Genomic DNA, 6,198 nt, shown 5'->3' on the forward strand with positions numbered 1-6,198 from the left:
CGGCTCCTTCGAGAGCCGCGTGATCAGCAGCGCCGCGCGCTTGGCCTGGCGGTCGAGGCTCTTCAGGTCCGCCGTCTCGCCGGGCGCGTGGCTGCCCTCCCCGGCCATGCCCAGGCCCACGAGGCCGTCGATGAAGGCGACGAACGAGATGTCGCCCGCGCCGCGGTTGGCGGGATCGCCGGCCGGCATCTCCGGCAGGCCCAGGGACTTGTTGACCTCGTTCAGCTTCGCCAGCAGCGCCTTGTTGCCCTCGGTCGGGGCCATGGGCGGATAGCCGTCGTCCGAGAAGGCGAGCTCGGCCTCGGCCTTGTCGAGGTGGCGGCCGACGATCGCCTGCATCTTGCCGCGCACCCGCGCCTCCTGCTCGGGCGACAGCGTGCGGATGTCGCCGCGGGCGAAGGCCTCGGCGGCGATGACGTTGGGCTTCCCGGTCGCCTCGCCGCCGGTGTCGCCGGCGTTCAGGCCGGCCGACGTGCCGCCCACCACCAGGCCCACGTTGTAGGTCAGGTTCGGCTCAGGGAGCTCCTGACGGAACGCGTCGATGATGCGGGCGAGCTCGTAGATGGCGCCGCAGCCGGACGCCGGCTTGCAGACGCCTGACGAGTGGCCCGACTTCGCCTTGGCCCGGATCGTCCACGACGTCGACGAACGGCGCGCGATCGAGCCGATGTCCTCGCCGCCGCTCTGGGACAGGCCCTCGAAGTCGAGCGCCAGGTCGCTGGCCTTGCCTGCCGCGATCAGGTCGGCGCGGGCCTCGCCGAGTGGCGCGCCGGGCTTCTCCTCGTCGCCGGTGAGCACCACCGTGATGTCGGCGTTCTTGAGTGTTCCGGCCGCCTTCATGGCCCGGAGCGCCGCCAGCATGACGACGTCGCCGCCCTTCATGTCGCCGACGCCAGGCCCCTCGACGATGTCGCCCTCGCGCTTCCAGCCCTGGAACGGGCTGTCCGGCTCGAAGACAGTGTCCAGGTGGCCGATCAGCAGGATGCGCTTGCCTTTGCCGTTCCCTTTGTGGGTGGCGATCAGGTGGCCGGCGCGACCCACCTTGGCCATCGGGACCCAGCGGACGGTGAAGCCGAGTTGCTCGAACTCGGGCGTCAGCATGCGGCCGACCTGCTCGACGCCGGCCAGGTTCATGGTGCCGGAGTTCACCCGCACCAGCGCCTCGAGCAGTTTCACATTCCGGTCGTGGTCGGCCTCGACCGCGGCGACCATCTTCGCCTCGGCGGCGTCCTTGGGCGCCGCGGAGGCGGGAACGGAAAGCGCAAGCGCGGCCAGACAGGCCGCGCCGGTAACCCACATACGCATAGATCAGCCCGGTTGTCGGAGACTTCTCACGAACTCTACGAGAGCCGAACGGGAGACGCCACGGGGAAGGCCGGCGTAGGCCTTGAGGAGTTCCAGCGCGCCGGGTTCGGCCAGGAGCGCCGCCACCTCGTCGACGGCGCCGCTGGAGGCCGAGGCCTCCCCGAACATCTCGGCGACAGGAACGCCAAGGGTTTTCGCGATGCGGGTTAGCATGGATGCGGAGACGCGGTTGGCGCCTCGTTCGTACTTCTGGATCTGCTGGAAGGTGACGCCCGCGGCTTCCGCCAGGGCCTGTTGCGAGAGGCCCCGCACTTTCCGCAACAGCCGGATCCGCGCACCTACCGCAACGTCCACGGGATCGGCAGCGGCTTCAGGTTTGTTGGCCATGGGTGCTCTAGTTCTCTGGGGGGTAGGTTGTTGTTATGGGTAGCTCGGCAGTCTTGGGGGGAACGCGGTACTCGGGGGATTACGCTTACTCGGGGGATTACGCTTTACTGGGCCTGACTTGCAGGATCCGCTGGTGGAACCAGGTTGTCCTGTGGAGACGGAATGTCCGAGATGACATAGCAAGCCTCGGCGATCGCGATGCCCAGCGCCCGACGTAGTGAAGAAAAGACCGGGACATCGCGCTCGAGTTGGATCAACTCCTCCTCATAGGGCGCCAACAGTTCCAACAGGTTCTGGGCCAGCTTTTTGCCGTGCTCCGAGTCCTGAATCATCTGGCCCCCTTTTCTTGCAACCTCGACCATCGACCAGGCGATTGCAAGCAACCGGAGCGGGCGCTCAGGAGAACAGCGATCATCCGTCGCAGGTGCGGGAACCCCTTTTCGGACAACGGGGTTAGTCGCCTCAATGGGACGGACAAGCAAGAATGAGAAGCTGTCGCAGGCCTGCGAGATCGTCGACTTCGACGATGCGCTCCTGGACGCCTGCGCGCCGGCGCTGCGCGCCGACCTGTTGCGCGAGGCGCGCCTGCTCGCGGGCGTGTTCGCGCCCGGCGGCGTCGCCGGAGAACTGAGGGAGATGGCTGAGCAGCTGTCGTCCGGCGCGCGCGACGCCGAGATGGAACGGGCCCATGCGCGCCGCCTCGCCGCCGCCCTGAAGCGGCTCGCGGGCGAGACTGAGGACGCGCTGAGCCAGTAGCCCTAGTCGGCGGTGGCCGGGGTGCGCTTCCGCGTCTTCCGCTCGGGCCGATCCAGCAGCTTGCGCAGCGTCGACGCCAGCACGGCCGCCTCATAGGGCTTGTCGAGCAACGGGAACTCGCGGCCCTCGATCGCCCGGTCCTCGCCGACGAAACCCGAGGTGAGCAGCACGCGCAGCCCGGGCCGGATCTCCCGCGCCGACCGCGCCAGACTGAGCCCGCTCACGCCGCCGGGCATCACGACATCGGTGAACAGGAGGTCGATCTCCACGTCCGACCGGATCGCCTCCAAGGCCTCGGCGGCGTTGGTGGCCGTAGTCACCTGGTAGCCGAGACCGGTCAGCACATCGAGCGTCAGCGCCAGGACCGTGGCGTCGTCCTCGACCAGCAGGATCTTCTCGGAGCCTCCGACCAGGCTGGCCGTACGCGCGTCGCGGCGCGGGGCCTCGGCCCGCTCGTCGGTCGCGGGCAGCAGGAGGTGGAAGGCCGTGCCTTCGCCGGGTTTGGTGTCGAGGCGGACCTCGCCGTCGGACTGGCTCACGAAGCCATAGACCTGGGAGAGCCCCAGGCCAGAGCCCTTACCCACTTCCTTGGTCGTGAAGAACGGCTCGAAGACCCGCGCGCGGACGTCCTCGTCCATGCCAACGCCGGAGTCTCGCACCTCGATCGTCACATAGCCGAGCTCCGTGGGTCCTGCCTCGCGTCCGGTGGCGATCGTCAGGCGACCGCCCTCGGGCATGGCGTCTCGCGCGTTGACCGCCAGGTTCAGCAGCGCGGTCTCCAGCTGGGTGGGGTCGACGTGCGTCTTGAGCGGCGCATCGCCCAGCTCCAGCTCGATCGTCACCGCCTCGCCCACCGCCTGACGCATCAGCGGCGCGAACTCGCGGATCAGCTTGTTCACGTCGAGGGTGATCGGCGTCAGGTGCTGGCGGCGCGAGAAGGCCAGCAGCTGACCGGTCAGGTCGCGACCGCGCTCAGCGGCCTGCCGCACGGCCTCGATGCGGCGCATGCGCCGGTCATCCTCCTCCTTGCGGGTGGCCAGCATGTCGATGTTGCCGAGGACGACGGTCAGCAGGTTGTTGAAGTCGTGGGCCACGCCGCCGGTCAGCTGGCCCACGGCCTCCATCTTCCGCGCCTGGGCGAGCTGCTCCTCCAGGCTGCGCCGGTCTGTGGCGTCGAGGATGACGCCGTAGATCTCGCGGACCTCGCCGTCGACGCTGGGGGCCACGACGCCCTGATCCTGCAGCACCCGGTACTGGCCGTCCGCGCACAGCCAGCGGAACTCGGCCGCGTAGTGCCCGGTCTTCGCCGCGCCCGCCACCCGATCGATGTAGAGGGGCAGGTCGTCGGGATGGATCCGGCTGGAGCCGAAGTCGGCCTCGTCTGTGAACCGGTGCGGCGGGAAACCGGTGATCTGCTCGACCGAGTCCGACACGAACACGGGCGCGAAAGGCGGCTCGATGCTGCGCGAGTGGAAGACGATCGGAAGGGCCTTCAGGATCACGTCCTGCCGCGCCTCGGTGGCCCGGAGCGCCTTCTCGGTGCGCGCCTTCTCGGCCTTCACCCGCGCGTGCTCGTCCAGCAGCCATTGCTGGTAGGCCGACTGGCGCTCGACTTCCTTGGTCTTCAGGTAGAGGTCGGTGAAGACCTGGACCTTGGCCTTCAGGATGAACGGGTCGATCGGCTTGAAGACCACGTCCACGGCGCCGACCGTGTAGGCCTGGAAGATGTGGGCCTCGTCCCGGAAGATCGCGGTCAGGAACACGATCGGCGTGTGCGCGGTCCGCTTGCGCGACCGCACGAGCGCGGCCGTCTCGTAGCCGTCCATCCCCGGCATGTGCAGGTCGAGGAGGATCAGGGCGAACTCCTCGGCGAGGAGCCGCTTCAGCGCCTCCTCGCCCGAGCGGGCCACCACCAGCTCGTGGCCCAGTTCGCTCAGCGCCTGCACCGCGGCGAACGCGTTCCGCTCGTCGTCGTCCACGATCAGGATCCGCGCCTTGAGCGGGGCGTCCAGGTCGGGAGGCGCGGGCGGCCCCGCCCGCCAGGACGGGGCGGTCGCTCCGGCTCTGGCGTGATGGCTTGCGGTCACGTCAGCTCGCTTGCTGGGGCATCAGGGAAACCACGGTGTCACTGGCCAGCTTCATCGCGTCAGCGCGCTGGATCGAGACGCGCAGCACCGAGACGAGGTGGTCGATATCCACCGGCTTGGACACGTAGTCGGAAGCGCCGGCCTGAATGCACTTCTGGCGGTCTCCCTTCATGGCCTTCGCCGTCACGGCCACGATCGGCAGGTCGCCGGCGTGCGGCCGCGAGCGGATCTCGCGGATCGTCTCGTACCCGTCCATGTCGGGCATCATGATGTCCACGAGGACCACATCCATGTCGGAGCGGGCGTCGAGGATATCCAGGCCCGCCCGGCCGCTCTCCGCATAGGCCAGCTCGATGCCGTACTCCTCGAGCGCCGAGGCGAGCGAGAAGATGTTGCGGATGTCGTCGTCGATGACGAGCACCCTGCGGCCGGCCAGCACGGCGTCCTCGTGGCGGCTCTGGACGAGCTTGGCCTTGGCGGGCGCCGACATGGCTTCCAGCGGCGTGTGCAGCAAGAGCGCCGCCTGGTCGACCAGTTGGTCCGACGTGCGGGCCATGCGCACCAGGCCGCCGAAGACGGCGAGGCGCAGACGCTTGTCGTCATCGGGTTCGAGCTCGGGGGCGTAGACCACCACCGGCGTGCAGCGGCCCTCGGCCTGCTTGAGCTGGTCGATGAGCTGCGGGACCGGTACGGCCGAGCCCTCGATCACGACCGCGTCGGGCAGCTCGGCGGCCGGGCGGGCGATGACGCTGGCAAAGTCGCTCGCCACCTCCAGGTCGGTGAAGCACTGCCGCAATGTGTCGGCCGCCTCGCCATCCTGGCCGATCAGGACGATCCGGCGCTCGGCCTTGTCGGCGAAGCTCTTCACGCCCTGGAGCGTCGAGACGACGACCTCGCGCTCGACCGGCTTGTGGGTGAAGCCCACGGCGCCCATCGACAGGCCCAGGCCCTTCTGATCGTCGGCCGAGATCAGATGGACTGGGATGTGCCGCGTTTCCGGCGTGCGCTTCAGGAGGTCCAGCAACGCCAGGCCGTCCATGTCGGGCAACCCGATATCGAGCATGATGGCGTCGGGGCCGAAGCGGCGGGCCAGCGACGGGGCCGCCCCGCCCTCGCCCGTCACGACCCCCTTGAACCCGCTGTCGTGCACCAGGTTCAGGAGGATCGATGCGAACCGCGGGTCGTCTTCCACGATCAGCACCACCGAGTCCTCGGAGGTGATGGTGTCGCGGTCGTCGGCGACGGCTTCGACCGGCTCGTCCGAGAAGGACGACGGCATCAGCATCGGCCGCGGCAGCATCGGGGTCGACAGGCTGGAGCGCAGCGGCGCCTGCTGCTGCGGGCTGAAGTTCAGCGGCAGGTAGAGGGTGAAGGTCGAACCCTTGCCGGGCTTCGATTCCACCTTCAGCTCGCCGCCGAGCAGGCGGGTGATCTCGCGGCTGATCGAGAGGCCGAGGCCCGTGCCGCCGTACTTGCGGCTGATCGAGCCGTCGGCCTGCTGGAACGACTCGAAGATGAGCCGCTGCTTGTCTTCGGGGATGCCGATGCCCGAGTCCTCCACCGAGAACGCCAGCACCTGGCCGGCGGTGTTCAGGTGGTCGTTGGTCGCGTTCCAGCCGCCGTGCGCCCGGGCGACCTTCAGCTTCACATAGCCCGTCTCGGT

The 6,198-nt window shown here is 68.9% G+C and carries 6 protein-coding genes; 1 reads left to right on the forward strand and 5 read right to left on the reverse strand.

The features are described 5' to 3' along the window. The 3 genes from VGD44_RS24695 to VGD44_RS24705 all read right to left on the reverse strand — a co-directional run. On the reverse strand, nt 1–1,305 hold a 1,305-nt coding region (locus tag VGD44_RS24695), incomplete at its 3' end, for a M20/M25/M40 family metallo-hydrolase (RefSeq protein WP_331091117.1). A 3-nt stretch (nt 1,306–1,308) separates the two neighbouring features. After that, the gene (locus VGD44_RS24700; protein ID WP_331091119.1) at nt 1,309–1,692 is read right to left on the reverse strand and encodes a helix-turn-helix transcriptional regulator; all 384 of its coding nucleotides are present in this window, start codon (nt 1,690–1,692) and stop codon (nt 1,309–1,311) included. A gap of 104 nt (nt 1,693–1,796) precedes the next feature. Further along, nucleotides 1,797–2,024 carry a hypothetical protein gene (locus VGD44_RS24705; protein ID WP_331091121.1) on the reverse strand — a complete coding sequence of 76 codons (228 nt, stop codon included), beginning with the start codon at nt 2,022–2,024 and terminating at the stop codon, nt 1,797–1,799. 133 nt (nt 2,025–2,157) lie between these two features. Here VGD44_RS24705 and VGD44_RS24710 point away from each other — a divergent pair, with 133 nt between their 5' ends. Continuing rightward, nucleotides 2,158–2,448, forward strand: coding sequence for a hypothetical protein (locus VGD44_RS24710; RefSeq protein ID WP_331091123.1), 291 nt, complete (start codon nt 2,158–2,160; stop codon nt 2,446–2,448). 2 nt (nt 2,449–2,450) lie between these two features. Here the strand turns inward: VGD44_RS24710 and VGD44_RS24715 are convergent, their stop codons facing one another. Both VGD44_RS24715 and VGD44_RS24720 read right to left on the reverse strand, forming a co-directional pair. After that, a complete protein-coding gene (locus VGD44_RS24715; protein ID WP_331091125.1) occupies nt 2,451–4,535 on the reverse strand; it encodes a response regulator in 2,085 nt (694 codons plus the stop codon). A 1-nt stretch (nt 4,536) separates the two neighbouring features. Next, a partial coding sequence (locus VGD44_RS24720; protein ID WP_331091128.1) for a response regulator occupies nt 4,537–6,198 on the reverse strand: 1,662 nt, incomplete at its 5' end.

The organism is Phenylobacterium sp. (assembly GCF_036402295.1).
Taxonomy (GTDB): domain Bacteria; phylum Pseudomonadota; class Alphaproteobacteria; order Caulobacterales; family Caulobacteraceae; genus Phenylobacterium.

Excerpts from the sequence above, each read along its gene's own strand:
- VGD44_RS24700 (WP_331091119.1), bottom strand. The coding sequence starts at position 1,692 with ATGGCCAACAAACCTGAAGCCGCTGCCGATCCCGTGGACGTTGCGGTA.
- VGD44_RS24705 (WP_331091121.1), bottom strand. The coding sequence starts at position 2,024 with ATGATTCAGGACTCGGAGCACGGCAAAAAGCTGGCCCAGAACCTGTTG.
- VGD44_RS24710 (WP_331091123.1), top strand. The coding sequence starts at position 2,158 with ATGGGACGGACAAGCAAGAATGAGAAGCTGTCGCAGGCCTGCGAGATC.